This is a genomic window from Proteus sp. G2674 (genome assembly GCF_009915195.1).
GTDB lineage: Bacteria > Pseudomonadota > Gammaproteobacteria > Enterobacterales > Enterobacteriaceae > Proteus > Proteus mirabilis.
The window spans coordinates 182,961-197,508 of sequence record NZ_JAABLS010000012.1; the positions used below are offsets into that span (position 1 = coordinate 182,961).

Annotated in this window: 14 protein-coding genes; 1 reads left to right on the forward strand and 13 read right to left on the reverse strand. The window is 40.9% G+C overall.

Going from position 1 to position 14,548, the window contains the following annotated elements; all coding sequences use genetic code 11:
- Positions 1-19: 19 nt before the first annotated feature.
- The 13 genes from hycI to efp all read right to left on the reverse strand — a co-directional run bounded on the left by hycI (position 20) and on the right by efp (position 13,448).
- A complete protein-coding gene (gene hycI / locus GWI58_RS04445) occupies positions 20-520 on the reverse strand; it encodes a hydrogenase maturation peptidase HycI (protein WP_087726345.1) in 501 nt (166 codons plus the stop codon).
- Positions 517-927, reverse strand: coding sequence for a formate hydrogenlyase maturation HycH family protein (locus tag GWI58_RS04450; protein ID WP_161768936.1), 411 nt, complete (start codon positions 925-927; stop codon positions 517-519). The genes hycI and GWI58_RS04450 overlap by 4 nt, the downstream gene beginning before the upstream one ends.
- Positions 920-1,702: an NADH-quinone oxidoreductase subunit B family protein gene (locus tag GWI58_RS04455; protein WP_004245686.1), complete on the reverse strand. Its 783-nt coding sequence runs from the start codon at positions 1,700-1,702 to the stop codon at positions 920-922. Before GWI58_RS04455 ends, GWI58_RS04450 begins: the two co-directional genes overlap by 8 nt.
- Positions 1,699-2,253, reverse strand: a complete 555-nt coding sequence (gene hyfH / locus GWI58_RS04460) for a hydrogenase 4 subunit H (protein ID WP_004245688.1) — start codon at positions 2,251-2,253, stop codon at positions 1,699-1,701. The genes GWI58_RS04455 and hyfH overlap by 4 nt, the downstream gene beginning before the upstream one ends.
- An 11-nt stretch (positions 2,254-2,264) precedes the next feature.
- Positions 2,265-3,998 (reverse strand): NADH-quinone oxidoreductase subunit C, encoded by a 1,734-nt coding sequence (locus GWI58_RS04465; RefSeq protein ID WP_161768937.1) that lies wholly within the window; start codon positions 3,996-3,998, stop codon positions 2,265-2,267.
- A 1-nt stretch (position 3,999) separates the two neighbouring features.
- Complete coding sequence (locus GWI58_RS04470; protein WP_004245690.1) at positions 4,000-5,568, reverse strand: hydrogenase 4 subunit F; 1,569 nt, start codon at positions 5,566-5,568, stop codon at positions 4,000-4,002.
- Positions 5,569-5,572: 4 nt separating this feature from the next.
- Entirely contained in the window at positions 5,573-6,223 is a 651-nt protein-coding gene (gene hyfE / locus GWI58_RS04475) for a hydrogenase 4 membrane subunit (protein WP_004245691.1), read from the reverse strand.
- An 11-nt stretch (positions 6,224-6,234) separates the two neighbouring features.
- A complete protein-coding gene (locus tag GWI58_RS04480; RefSeq protein ID WP_012368420.1) occupies positions 6,235-7,683 on the reverse strand; it encodes a hydrogenase 4 subunit D in 1,449 nt (482 codons plus the stop codon).
- 6 nt (positions 7,684-7,689) lie between these two features.
- Positions 7,690-8,640: a respiratory chain complex I subunit 1 family protein gene (locus tag GWI58_RS04485; protein WP_012368421.1), complete on the reverse strand. Its 951-nt coding sequence runs from the start codon at positions 8,638-8,640 to the stop codon at positions 7,690-7,692.
- A gap of 12 nt (positions 8,641-8,652) precedes the next feature.
- A complete protein-coding gene (gene hyfB, locus GWI58_RS04490) occupies positions 8,653-10,668 on the reverse strand; it encodes a hydrogenase 4 subunit B (protein WP_004250169.1) in 2,016 nt (671 codons plus the stop codon).
- Position 10,669: 1 nt separating this feature from the next.
- A complete protein-coding gene (locus tag GWI58_RS04495; RefSeq protein WP_004245695.1) occupies positions 10,670-11,290 on the reverse strand; it encodes a 4Fe-4S dicluster domain-containing protein in 621 nt (206 codons plus the stop codon).
- 237 nt (positions 11,291-11,527) lie between these two features.
- Positions 11,528-12,004: an RpiB/LacA/LacB family sugar-phosphate isomerase gene (locus GWI58_RS04500; protein WP_161768939.1), complete on the reverse strand. Its 477-nt coding sequence runs from the start codon at positions 12,002-12,004 to the stop codon at positions 11,528-11,530.
- 877 nt (positions 12,005-12,881) lie between these two features.
- Positions 12,882-13,448, reverse strand: a complete 567-nt coding sequence (gene efp, locus GWI58_RS04505; RefSeq protein ID WP_004245698.1) for an elongation factor P — start codon at positions 13,446-13,448, stop codon at positions 12,882-12,884.
- A gap of 43 nt (positions 13,449-13,491) precedes the next feature.
- Between efp and epmB the strand changes: the two genes are divergently transcribed.
- Complete coding sequence (gene epmB / locus GWI58_RS04510; RefSeq protein ID WP_036895615.1) at positions 13,492-14,520, forward strand: EF-P beta-lysylation protein EpmB; 1,029 nt, start codon at positions 13,492-13,494, stop codon at positions 14,518-14,520.
- The last annotated feature ends 28 nt before the right edge of the window (positions 14,521-14,548 follow it).

Genomic DNA, 14,548 nt, shown 5'->3' on the forward strand with positions numbered 1-14,548 from the left:
TTTTTATACTTTAATTTTTCTATTCTTCGATATCATCTTCATCACAGACTTCAAGTTCAGGAAAGTAATCAACTCGCCAAGACTTAATGCCTTGATAAACTTTATCAACAGCGTTTCTTACCGCTTCGGTCATTGGGTAATAGAATCCCACCAGATCGGGCTGGATCCCCAAGAAAGTAATATCGGGGATATCGTCCTTTAATTGATCTATCAGAAAGTTTAACGGCATGTTATGGGTGCTCATAATAAACATTTCTGCAATATAATCAGGATCTATTACCCTTATTTCACCAGGTTTTAAACCAATATCAGCCACATCAACAATGACAACACATTGCGGTTGTAATGCTCTTATTTGATAAGAAACATTCTCTGGCGCACTTCCCCCATTGATAACCATCCAACCATCAATCGGGTTTGCTTCCATTAAATCCGCTAACAGAGGACCGGCTCCATCATCCCCCATCATGCTATTTCCTACCGTTAATACGACCTTAGGTGCTGTCATTGTTTCACTCATGGTTTTCTCTTTACTATCAAATAAATCGCTGGCTCTATAACAATTTCACCTAATAAATTAATCAGCGTTTGGCTCCACTCACTAAAAAGTAGATCATCACTTTTGGCAATAGGGTCGAAAGCTAAAGCTAACATGTGAGTATGTTCAGAATTGATATTGATCTCACCGAAAGTTAGCAATCCTTGCATTTTTCGTTTTGCTTCCCCCTCAGGTAATAAATCAATCCATGCTTGATATTTTTCTAAAGGACAAACCAACTCCGTTTTTAAGCAGTCAATCATGCCGACGTGATGACCAATCGCCAGCGAGTAGTACATCACTTGTTGCGCCTGCTCAGGTATATCATCATCGCTATCAACAAACTTTTGTCTTAATGACCAAAAGTAAACTTTAGCGTCATCAGACATGAACGCCTCCTTGGTTTAATGAATGCACCAGTCGTTTTACAATTTCTGCTAAACGAGGATCATTCGCTTGGCGTAACCATTCATCAACACGCCCACTGACTTCTTGTACTGTGGCACCATCAAGTAAAGTGAGGAAATGATCACTAATTTGTCGCCCTTGATAATAACCAGCAAGACGACGAGCTTCACGCTCTATCATTACGCGAGTATCAAGAGGGATCGACGGCAGTAACAGTGACGCTTGCTCATTATCCACTTCAGTGTGATTTTGACCTTTTAGTTTTTGATCTAATAATCCTAATGCCACAGCAAAACCATAAATAGTTGCTGCAGGTGTCGGAGGACAACCAGGGATCCACACATCAATAGGAACGATGGTTTCACTCCCACCCCATACACAATAGAGATCGTGGAATATCCCACCACCACAACCACAAGCCCCATAAGAGATACAAATTTTGGGATCTGGTGCTGATTCATAAGCACGTAATGCCGGTACACGCATTTGGCGTGTTACGGCACCAGTAAATAACAAAATATCAGCATGGCGAGGTGAAGCAACCACCTTGATACCAAATCGCTCGGCATCAAAAACAGGTGTAATTGCAGAGAAAATTTCAATCTCACAACCATTACAACCACCACAGTCAACACGATAAACATACGCGGAACGTTGAATATCTTTCAATAACGTTTTTTTCAGCTTTTTCACCTGATCACTTAATGTGATAGGTTGGCTGACATGATGATTGATGGGAATTTCTGGTAGACTCATTTTTTCACACTCCCGACATTGCCCATACTAATATTTTCTTGACCATCAGAGAGTAGGTTATGTTTACGTTTACACTCAGGGCAAGTTTCAAATTGTGGACGCATTGCCTCAACAGTTTGTGCATCCCAACCCGATTGCACCAGCAGTGCCATAGCGTAATCAACAGATTTTCTAGGTGTAAAGGGTTGATGACACTCACGGCAGCTTAATAATTTAAATGTACCTTTAATATAAAGATCTGATTTTTGTGTGACTGCCGTTTCAAACATATCTGATAATACAATTGCCCGAGTTGGGCAGACTTCTTCACAACGGCCGCAATAAATACAACGACCAATAAATAACTGCCAGTGACGTTCACCCGTTTCGAGGTTGGTTTCCATGGTCAGTGCATTCGCAGGACATGCAGAAGTACAAGCCCCACAAACAATACATTGCTCAGGTGAGTACTCAGGTTTTCCTCTAAAACCATCAGGGAGTTCTAATGGTTTAAAAGGATATTTTGTTGTTGCATCGCCTGTTTTGATAATGGTTTTAAACAATTTTAACATCGTTCAGTCCCTCACTTGAGCGGCGAATTTTTACGTTCGATGCTATAACGTTCAATTTCTTTATAAGAAACTGTTTTCGATTTACGTTTTTTCACATCGACAAGCGTTACCCTGTCAGTACAGGAGTAACAAGGATCGAGGCTACCGATAATTAATGGTGCGTCAGAAACCGTATTTCCTTGTAACATATAACGTAGTACTGGCCAGTTAGCGTAAGTGGCCGCACGACAACGCCAACGGAATAATTTTTGATTATCACCCAACATACTCCAGTGAATATCTTCACCTCGTGGAGCTTCGGTAAAACCAAGTGCAAATTTATAAGGTTGGTAGGTAAAGCCTTCAGTTAATAACGGTCCTTCTGGCAGATTATCTAAGGCATATTCAATCATTGCCATAGAATCAAGCACTTCCTTAATACGCACCATCACACGTGAGAAAACATCCCCACCTTCATAACTAAATAGGGTTAATGGTAAGTTGCCATAATCTGCAAATGGGTGATCAAAGCGTACATCACGTTTAAAACCACTGGCTCTGATCATCGGGCCTACCGGACTGAAATCACGCGCGACTTTCTTATCTAAAATCCCGACCCCAACGGTACGCTGTTCCATATTTGGCGCAGAAAGTAAGATGTCGACTAATTCAGTGACTTCTTTGCGCATTTCTCTGACTAATTGGATAGTTTTAATACGTTGATCTTTTAAAATATCGCGACGAATACCACCAATTAAGTTTAAGCCGTAGGTTTTACGTGCTCCCGTCAGCATTTCAGCAATCTGCATGGATTTTTCACGAATACGGAAGAATTGCATGAAACCGGTATCAAATCCGGTAAAGTGACTTGCTAAACCGATATTTAATAAATGACTATGTAGACGTTCAACTTCTAATAAAATAGAACGGATAGTATGAGCACGACGAGGCACTTCAATCCCTAACGCATTTTCAACAGAAGTGGTATATGCCACGCTATGTGTAAAGCCACAAATCCCACAGACACGGTCTGATAGGAAAGTCACTTCATTATAGCCCATACGGGTTTCTGCCAATTTTTCCATACCACGATGTACATAGAACATGCGATAGTCAGCATCAACAATATTTTCACCGTCAACAAATAAACGGAAATGTCCCGGTTCATCAGACGTAATATGCATAGGGCCGATAGGAACGACACGCGCATCTTGTTTGCCTTCGTTCACAAACGGATAAGTTTCTGTTTCTGTGGTTGGCGTTGGACGTTGGCGATAATCCATAGCATCTTTACGTAACGGATACATATCTTCAGGCCAATCATCTGGAAGCACTAAACGACGCTCATCCGGTAATCCCACAGGAATAAGACCATACATATCACGAATTTCACGCTCTCCCCATACTGCTGCAGGAACTCGCGGGGTAACTGAAGGAAATTCAAGTGTAATAGGACTAACGTGTGCTTTAACGACTATCCAGCACTTTTCACCCTCTTCCATCGATAAGGCGTAATAGACGGCATAATCACCATTTAAACTACGTTCATCGTTACCAAATAAAACAGGTAACCAGCCTCCTAAACCGTAATATAGATACTCCACCACTTCAGGCAGTGATCCCGTTTTAACTGTTATCATCAATTGATCAGCGGTTTGTCGCTCTTCATCAAGAATAGCTGATGGGAATTTTTCTCGAACTTTAGCAACATAACCCGCACCGAGTTCGTTTCCCTCTTTTCTACTGACATAATTTTGATAGCTCACGTTACTTCTCCTGAACCGATATTGATGGATTGCTGATTAACGTTGTTGGCCATGTATAATTTGGTGATCCACTCTCATCGATATTCATCACGATATTGGCTGCGTTCTCTAATAACTCACTGACTGGCTTAGGAATATGTGTTCCCATTAACAACATAAGCGCAATCAAAATGATCATCGGTAGTGTGGTTAACAGACCTAATTCACCTTTGGCAACCACATCCGGTTTTGGACCAAATACCGTTTTAGCTACCATACGAACTAATCCACCTAATACTACGGTTAATAACAATAATAATAGAATTGTTAATCCCATATGCTTAGCTGCTAAGCCTGCAACAACAATCATAAATTCACTGATAAAGACATTAAATGGTGGCATGCCCCCTAATGCCAAAGCACCGCCAGCAAATAATGCAGCACTTAATGGCATGACTTTAAACATGCCTTTCACGACATTTAGATCCCGTGTACCGTATTTCAGTAACACGTTACCAGAGCCGCAGAACAGCAATGCTTTTGCTAAGCTGTGGTTTAACGTGTGGAATAAAGCCGCCAAAATCCCAATCGGGCCACCAATACCCAGAGCCACTGCAATTAACCCCATGTTTTCCACACTGGAGTACGCTAATAAGCGTTTCATATCGCGCTGGATCAGAATAAAGAACGCGGCGATAGCAACAGAGAGGAAGCCAAAGATTAACAATAGGTTACGAGTGAATTCAGTGCCTATTGCTGCATCAATAATAATGTAGTAACGAATAATGATTAACAGCGCACAGTTTAATAACACCGCAGATAACAGCGCACTAACAGGGCTTGGCGCTTCACTGTGAGCATCTGGTAACCATGCATGCATTGGGAATAACCCGGTTTTGGTACCGAAACCGATCAAAATAAATACAAAAGCTAAATGCATCAGTGTTGGATCTAACTGATGTGTATATTTCAACACTTCTGTCCAGAAGATGGCCTGATCAGGATCAGGCATAAAGCTTGCTGCATTGGCATAAACTAAAATTGTGCCAAAAAGACCAAATGCGACACCGACACTACAGATAATAATGTACTTCCATGCAGCTTCTAATGAAGAGCGTTGACCATAAATCCCTACTAAGAAAGCAGAGCTTAATGTTGTGGCTTCAATCGCGGCCCACATCAAGATCAAGTTATTACTGGTGATCGCTAATAACATGGTGAAAAGGAAGAGGTGGAAGAAACCATAGTAGTTACATAAAGTACGAACAGAAATTTCGCCCTCATCCACTTCATGATTCATATAACCAATAGAATACAGGCCGGTTAAAAAACCAATGATGCCTAAAATGGCTAGAAATAGTGCCCCTAAACTATCAACATGAACCCATTTCGCTGCTGCCAGTATTTCGCCATGGGACATCACATCAGCAACAGTGCCTAACGCGGCAATGACTAAGACAAAAATACCTATAGTATGAATGCCTGTAACGATAGGACGTGCTGCTGCTTTCAATAATGGGCTTAAAAATGCCAATATCGAAAATACCAGCGGTGCAAACATTAAGATTGTTAACATGGTTGTTTGATTCATCTCCTCACCCCTTCAGCGCGGTCAGTTGATCCACGTTCAGTGTGTTGAGCGTGCGGTAAATCTTACGCGCCAATACTGCCATGACAATCACAGCAAAAATGGCATCCGTTGCTATACCAATTTCTACCAACTCTGGGGCCCTCCACGCTAATAAAGCGAGTGTTAAGTGAGAGCCGTTTTCCATTAAGCAGTAACCAAATGCTTGTTTTAGAATATTTCGTTGAGTCACAATACACAGTAGACCTAGCATAAAATGGCCTAAAGAGACCGCTAATGCAGGTTTCAATTCCGCCACCATAGGTATTTGAATTGGCTCAACCACAAACCAACATAAAATCACAATCACGGCGGCTAATAACATCAATAATGCCGGTTTAATGACACTGATATTGGCGCTCGGATCGGATAATTTGCGGAAGGCAAATCCTAAGATAAGTGGAACGAGTAGAACTTTGGTAAAGAAGGCGGTTATCGCCCAAAGTGTCAGTTGATGTGCATCTAGCGTATTTGCTAAAGTGACAAAAATCATCACCAAAACAAAGGATTGCAGAGCATAAAACCAACAGGAAGCAATAGGCTTTCTTGCGCCTATCACCAGTAGCGAGGTGATCATCATTAACCCCGCTAAATTATTAACAATAAGTGCTCCAGTCATGATTTATCCCCTTATCCTAGCCAAGTCACAGCAATAACACTGGATGCGAAAGACATAATAATCAGTATTCCAATCACAATTTGCATTGCCATAGGAACCGGTTGTCCTTGCGCAACTTCTTTACTTGGTTCTCCTGGCACCACACGGCCAAACCAGTAGATAAACCAAGTGAAACTTGCAACAGATTCAATCAGTACCAGAACCATAATAGGCGTCATTACCCAGAACACACTCGATAATTCAAAGCCTGCTGCAAAGATAGGGAATTTACTAAAGAAACCATTGAGTGGAGGTACACCTGCAATCGCTAACGCAGCAACACAAAAGCCCACACCTAGCAATGGATATTTATTAATTAACCCTTTTAAGCGCGGTAACATACGAGTACCACAGCTATAACTTAGAGCACCTGCGACTAAGAAGAACAAACTTTTAGCAAAAGCGTGGTTAAAGATATAAGCTACACCACCATTAAAGGCTTCACGAGGTCCAAAGATTGAGATAGATAACGCGAGGAAGATATAAGAAAGCTGTGTAATGGTTGACCATGCTAACAGACGTTTCATATCTTTTTGTGGCAGATACATCATAAAGCCATAAATCAGAGTGATAACCGCCATGGCGATCCCCACCCAACCAATGATATGAGGGACATCACCGGCTGAAATAATGGCACGAGCAAAGATATATACCCCCACTTTAACCATTGACGCAGCGTGTAAGTAAGCACTTACAGGTGTTGGTGCTTCCATTGCATCAGGTAACCAAGCTTGTAAAGGAAGCTGTGCTGATTTACCCCAAGCAGCAAACAGAATACCGCCAAAGACAATCAGTTTTGTTGGCTCATCTAATGTTGCTATCGCAGTTAGTTCAAACGAACCCGTACTTACAAACAAGGTTGCTGCTGCAAGATACAGACCGATTGACGCAACATGAGTAATTAACAATGCCTTCATTGCCGAACGCAATGACTTCTCTGATTGGTAATAACCAATTAATGCCCAAGAACAACCACCGGTAATTTCGAAAAACAGCAGTTGCCCTAAAATGGTAGATGACAGTACTAAACCTGCCATAGCACCAATAAAGATCAACAGGAAAGCATAATAACGACGAGTCCCATCATGAGGATGCTCACGGTTACCGTTAGTGAGATAACCCGTTGAATAAAAACTAACGAGTAATCCTAAGAACACAACGGCAAAAGCAATTAAGGTACTGACGCGATCAATGGTAAAACCAAATAGCGCAACATCACCATATTGTACTAGCGTAATTGTGGTATCGACTTTACCTTCAGCGAGGAACTGCCAACCTAAAACAACAGTACCTAATGTGGCTAATAAAGCGAACAGTGTACATAACCACTTCGCCATCCGATTTGGCAGTATGGACGTAATTAACGCCCCTGCAAATGGGATGAGTAAGGTCGCAAGAGCTATATTTTCCATTGCAATCATCGCTCCTTATAGACCAGTTAAATAGAAAACAAAAGCCAGTGCCGCAACACCGAACCCTAACCATGTCACATGCTGAGTCAGTAAGAAGCGACCACGCGCTAAACTGTTTTCAACTAATGACGCTAATACAAACACGACCAGCAATTTCACGGCCATTAACACTAAGGCGACAAGAAGCGCGACAAAGGTAAATTCAGTCGCTTTGCCAAAAGGAATAAATACGGCAAGGAACAGCTCAGCAATCACTACTTGTTTTAAACCAATACCCAGTTTAACCATGGCAAAACCAGAGCCAGAGTACTCAGTTAGTGGTCCTTCTTGTAATTCTTGCTCTGCTTCCGCGACGTCAAAAGGCATTTTGCCCATTTCAATAAATGCCGCAAAAGCACAAGCCAATAAGGCTAAAAGTGTAGCTGTGGGTGATACCCAACCTTGGGCGAGCGTCGCACTGATAGTGCCGACATTGGTTGAACCCACAATCAATGCCACCACAATCAACGAAAGCACTAAGATAGGCTCAACTAATACACCCAATGTCAGTTCACGGCTTGCCCCAATACCTGCAAATGGACTACCTGAATCCAAACCGGATAAAGAGAAAAAGAAACGAAATAGTGCAAACAGATAAATTAATGCAATTAAGTCAGCTGCACCGCCAAACAAAGAGGTTGCCGTAAAGACAGGCAATGCCATTGCCACTAATAACATGCTGCCTAATAACACATAAGGCATCACTTGGAAGATCACGCCGGATTGCTCAGGGGCAACGGATTGACGTTTAAGTAATTTAAAAATATCTCGGTAATCCTGCCAAATACCAGGACCTTGACGCGAATGCATCTTGGCACGAATTTGGCGAGAAATACCTGTACATAATGGGGTTATCGCCAGCAGAAAGAGTGCTTGAATAACCGCGAATATTCCCATCATAAACGAAGGTGTTTCTTGGAAAGTCATCATTCCCTCTCCTTACGCTGCGATAACTAAAAGCAAGATGACCAGCGCTGCCACCACGTATAGACAATAGAGTCTGAAATCGCCGCCTTGTAGGCATTGGATACGTTTAGCAAAACGTTGGATACCACGAACCAATGGATAAATAATGCTTTCATCCCAGAATGGTTCGACCTTTTCAGCACCGCGCTGTGTTTTATTAAAGCCACGTGAAAGCCAAGGTGATGGATCAAGCTGTTTACGCATACGATAAAGTGGTGCAAACATACTACGTAGTGCTTGAGTAAAGCCCCCAGCAGACACCGCCATGTCTTTTTCCCAGACATAACCACAGGCCCATGGATTACCTTTACGGCGAAATGCAGGTTGACCACCTTTTAAGCCGAGATAAATTAAGAATGGAATTAGTGGTAAGGCGATTAATAAAATAAATGTTAAGGCAGGAGAGAACATCGCTTGTGATGCACTATCAGGGACTAATATCGCACCTTGCGTCACTGTTAATGCACTGGTTTCGCTAAGTGACATTGCAATATTGGCAATAATTGGCGCAACGAAAGCCGCACCCACACCTAATACAACACAGAAAAGTGCTAATAACCCCATAGCAATGGTCATTGGCAACGGTACTTCTTTAGCTTTAGTCGCTTGCTCACTACGTGGGCCACCGCAAAAACTGACGCCATAAACTTTGACGAAACACATTGCCGCTAATGCCCCAGTAATTGCCAACATAATAATGGCAATAGGACCACTTAAGCGCATGACAAAGTTACCATCGTAACTCATCGTAAATAGTGATTGATAAGTATACCACTCACTCACAAAACCATTTAATGGCGGTAATGCTGAAATTGCCATACAACCAATTAAGAATGCCGTTGCAGTGTAAGGCATTAGTTTGGCTAATCCACCCATCTTATCCATATCACGAGTGTGAATTTGATTAATAATGGCTCCGGCACCTAAGAACAATAATCCTTTAAATACCGCGTGGTTTAATAAGTGGTATAACGCACCAAGCAGACCGAGAGCGGCAATCACTGGATGATCGGTTGCCATACCTACCATGCCAACTCCCACGCCCATCAAGATGATGCCGATATTTTCAACGGTGTGCCATGCAAGGAGACGTTTTAAATCGTGCTCTGCTAATGCGTACATAACCCCTAATACAGAAGAGACAGCACCGAATGCGAGAACGACAATTCCCCACCACATTTGTGAAGCACCTAATAAATCAATGCCTACTTTGATGATCCCAAAAATACCAATTTTCACCATCACTCCAGACATTAATGCTGAAGCGTGAGAGGGTGCTGCGGGGTGTGCTTTTGGCAACCAACTGTGTAATGGCAACATACCAGCTTTGGCACCAAATCCGAAGAAGCCCAATAAGAACACCACAGAAGCCATTGCAGGGGAAAGAGAAAGTTGACGGAATGAATCAAAATCAAGGCTACCGCTTTCACGCCACATTAAGAAGAAGGCTATCATGATTAGCACAGAGCCTGCGTGAGCGATAAAGAAGTAGAGTAAACCGGCGTGGATAGATTCGTCATCTTGGTCAGCGATGACTAAGAACCAAGATGCTAACGACATCATTTCAAATAGGATAATAAAGTAAAACGCATTATCCATAACAATCAGTCCTACCATGGAAGCAATAAAGAGATTCATAAAAAATCCCATACTCCATGCGCCGCGACCTTTGTATTCTTGAACATAAGAGAGTGAATACAACGCACAAACAGTGACGAGTAAAGAAATGACAAACACCATAAAGGCGCCAAGCATATCCATACGCACCACAAAAGCGGCGAAATCAAATGGCCCAGCCATAGCAAAACTAATTGTTTCACCATTTAAAATAACCGGTAATGCGCTCAAAACACCTAATACACCACCGATGATTGCGCTGATCCCCGATATTAGGATTGCCAATCCTTCCTGTTTCTTTAAAAACAGTGCAATAACGCCACCAACAACATACAGGATGATTGACCACATCAGTAACTGAAGAGGTTCCATATTACTTGCGCTCCTGTGTCAACGTAGATAGATCATCAAGACTTGTCATAGGTTCCATCACAGAGTCTAAACGACGCGCTTTCATCTGCTCTTCAAGGCTATCTTCTTCAACTAGATGTAAGGCATCTGTCGGACAGACTTTTACGCAAGCAGGCCCCTCATCTGAGAAAGCACACAAGTCACATTTCACTGCTATTGCGCGAATACCCGCATTCCATGCAAGGAATGGATTGGTAGTAGGAAGACTTGCGGGCACATCTGCCAGCATCTCTTCAGGCACAAAATGGTCAAACACAGCCGGTAAGTTAACGGGTTTACTGCCTGATGGTGTAATCGCACCAAAAGGACATACCAAACCGCATAACTTACAGCCAATACACAAGCTCTCATTAAGAAAGATCATATTATCTTCATGAGTAATGGCATTGACTGGGCACACACTAGCACAAGGAGCATCCTCACAATGCCGACAAAGCATCGGGGCGGTCTGATCCTCCACTTTTACCACTGTAAGACGCGGATGCGCCTGTAATCCCACAGCTTGGTGTACTTCCGAACAAGCTGCCATACAGGTATTACACCCTATGCATCGTTGTGGCTCTGCAATAACAAAGCGATTCATTCGCCACATCCTCCGAGAAAAACGTTTAACAGCTCACGACTGTCGTTAATTTTTCTCTAGATGAAGCATATTTCATGCCAAGCGCAGTAATATTTTATTTTTAATAAAAATCAATATGTTATAAATAAAAATTAATTTGCTTGATGACGTGTCGACAATTATGACGTTGACACTTAAGTGGTGGGAAAGAGTGATATGATTGAAAAAGCCTGCAAAAGCAGGCTTACAAAAAAGGGATTAGTCAGTATAAATGCGCTTTTCAACCTCTTTCATGGTCTGTAAGCCACATTGTAAATCATCTGGGGTCGCTTCAGAAAACCCTTGTGTAAAGGTTGCAGATAAATAAGCATCTACCATCATATTGGCTTTAAAGGGAGTAATCAGTAACCCCCCCATGGCTAGCATATTGCAATTATTAATCACTTTACAAAAACGCGCAGTGGTAACACTCTCACAAACCCCGCAATAAACATTTTTATGTTTATTAGCACTAATACTTACTCCCATCCCTGTGCCACAAAAAACAAAACCAATATATTCAGGATGTTCTGAAATAATAGCGCCTACTTTATCACCAACATCACAATAACCAATAGGCCCTGATTCGGTAACATCTTTTATTGTGTAATTTTTTGCTTGTAGATGAGATTTGACGGCATTTTTAAGCTCATAACCTGAAGGATCTGCCCCCATAACAATTATTTTCTGTTCCATATCGCCTCCTAAATAAATTGAGAGTCATGGTCAAAGAAAAGATATTTGATTGATAATCATTAAAACCAAATAAAAATATCTCACTCAATGAGTCGTTACTTATTAAAGTATAAACGATAAATATTTTATTTATATTCAAAAATTTTAAATTTCTCTGTAATCAATTTAGAGAATTTTAAATAACCATCATAATTATAAGGTTTTATTTTTGATGAAAATCAAAAAATTTAATGATAATAAAATTGTGTTTATAGGATAGGAAGAAATTTTTTTAAAATAATATACAATCTGATTATGAATTTACACTTAAGAGGATTTACGTATAGAAAAAGGACTAAAAAGTATCAATCTAGTATAAAAAGTGCTAATTATCAGATAAATAAGAACGAAACGTAAGAAAAGAAAAAATAAAAGAGATATTTTAGATATAGTATTATATTGGAAATAGTTTCCCTAGTACAAAAAATAAAAATAAATATCAATAATATTACAGGATTACAGTTTTTATCTATATTCTTCAATATCTCTAAAAGGAAAGGTCAAAATACATTAAATAAATATTGCTGTGGATTATCTTTACCAAAATAATCAACAACTACATTGTAAAAAAATGGCTATTTTTTACCAATTCCAATCTGGCATTGCTCATGCTGTTTTGGCATAAATAAAGAATGAAATAATATATTGATTTTATATTATATCACTTATCTATATAACGATTTTATAAAACACCGTATTAAAGTAAATTAATCAATTTTTTTAAAGATAATTTGTTATATTTATCAAATTTTTTGCGTATAAAATAAAATACCACAATCAAGAGAGCATATGTGGTATTTTATATTGGTATAAACGTTCGGTAAAATAATCGCGATGATTATTTTACGCGTGATACATATTCACCAGAACGCGTATCCACTTTAATCACTTCACCGATTTGTACGAACAGAGGTACTTTAACCACAGCGCCAGTGCTTAATGTTGCTGGTTTACCGCCTGTACCCGCAGTATCCCCTTTCAGACCCGGATCGGTATCAACGATTTCTAACTCAACAAAGTTTGGTGGAACAACAGCAATAGGACGATTATCCCACAGTGTAACGATACACTCTGCTTGGTCAATCAACCATTTAGCATTTTCGCCAACTGCTTTTTCGTCTGCAGCTAATTGTTCAAAGGTTTCGTTGTTCATGAAATGCCAGAACTCACCATCGTTGTACAGGTAAGTTAAGTTGATATCCATGACATCTGCACCCTCAGCAGAATCAGTAGATTTGAAGGTTTTTTCCAGTAATTTGTTAGAAATCAGTTTACGCAGACGCACACGAGCAAATGCCTGACCTTTACCTGGTTTCACAAATTCACATTCAGTAATGACGGCTGGCTCGCCATCTAACATGATTTTAAGACCTGAACGAAAATCGTTGGTATTATAAGAAGCCATGAATATCCTCTAACTTTTTTAATTTAAAATGGCATAGCCAAAAATGGCACACATTGTAACTCATAATCACACCACCAGAGAAGTCTGGTTAACACAACTCGCGCAGGCAATCAGTGATCCTGTTGAATTACTCCAACTTTTAGCGCTGGAACATCACGCTGAACTACAACGGGGTGCTCAGGCGAGACGACTTTTTCCTTTACGGGTTCCCCGTGAATTCGTCGCGCGTATGAAAAAAGGCGATCCTAACGATCCATTACTTTTACAAGTATTAACTGCACATGCTGAATTTACCCTAACGCCGGGATTCTCTACGGATCCATTAGATGAGCAACAAAATGCGGTGCCGGGTTTATTACATAAATATCAGAATCGTGCATTGCTTTTGGTCAAAGGTGGTTGCGCTGTCAATTGCCGTTACTGTTTCCGACGCCATTTTCCTTACGAAGATAACAAGGGAAACAAAGCTAACTGGCAAAAGGCAATAGAGTATATCAAAAATAACCCAAAACTCGATGAAATCATCTTTTCGGGTGGCGATCCGCTGATGGCCAAAGATGACGAGCTAGATTGGTTAATTACTCAGCTAGAAGCCATCCCCCACATTAAACGTTTACGTATTCACTCTCGTTTACCTGTGGTGATCCCTGCGCGTATTACTCATAGGTTATGTCAGCGCTTACAGCAGTCACGTTTACAAAATATTATGGTATTGCATATCAATCATGCAAATGAAATTGATGATGCGTTAAGAGAAGCTTGCTTAAAACTAAAAAATGCCCATGTTACGCTATTAAACCAAGGGGTATTACTGCGAGGGGTCAACGACAATGCCCAAACCCTTGCTGATTTAAGTCGTGCACTATTTGACGCAGGCATTATGCCTTATTACCTTCATGTGCTAGATAAAGTACAGGGAGCGGCTCATTTTATGGTACCAGACAGTGAAGCGCGCGAAATAATGAAATCATTAATGAGTCTTGTCTCTGGCTATATGGTTCCTAAACTCACGCGTGAAATTGGAGGAGAGCCAAGCAAAACCTTGCTTGATTTAGGCTTACGTCAGGAATGATCTACATATACAGTCATGATAAAAAAAC